This is a genomic window from Microbacterium sp. UBA1097, assembly GCF_002313585.1.
Lineage (GTDB): Bacteria > Actinomycetota > Actinomycetes > Actinomycetales > Microbacteriaceae > Microbacterium.
Window position 1 is genome coordinate 161580 of the sequence record NZ_DCBW01000016.1, and the last position, 403, is coordinate 161982.

Annotated in this window: 1 pseudogene; it reads right to left on the minus strand. The window is 69.2% G+C overall.

The annotated features are described in order from the left end of the window. Positions 1 to 309 (minus strand): annotated as a pseudogene (locus tag B4F19_RS04880) (hypothetical protein); the annotation flags it as partial. Positions 310 to 403: the final 94 nt, after the last annotated feature.

Genomic DNA, 403 nt, shown 5'->3' on the forward strand with positions numbered 1-403 from the left:
TCCCGCGTTCACGGCGGGGGCGTAGGCGTTTGCTGCGCGAAGGTAAGCCGCCGCGGCGCTGGTGCGATGCCCGGCATCCGCTGAGGCCGCGGCCTGACCGGCGAGGCGTTCGCCGAGTGCGCTCCAGGCTTGGTGCCAGCCCTCGTGGTCACCATCCTTCACGTCGGCGATGGTCCGCAGCACCTCGCCGACATCCGCGCCGCCGTAGGGAGCCTGTCCGAGCTGGATTCGCACCTCGAAGTCGAAGTCTTCGCTGTAGAACCCCGTCTCGAAGACGTCGTGCGCGTGCCTGCTGAATAGATTCGCCATCATCTCTCCCCGAGTGCAGTTGGGGGCAGGCTATCGGGGCGAACGCCGCAGCGGAAGTGGTGTGTGCGGACGCGGCCCGCGGAGCCTCCGGCGG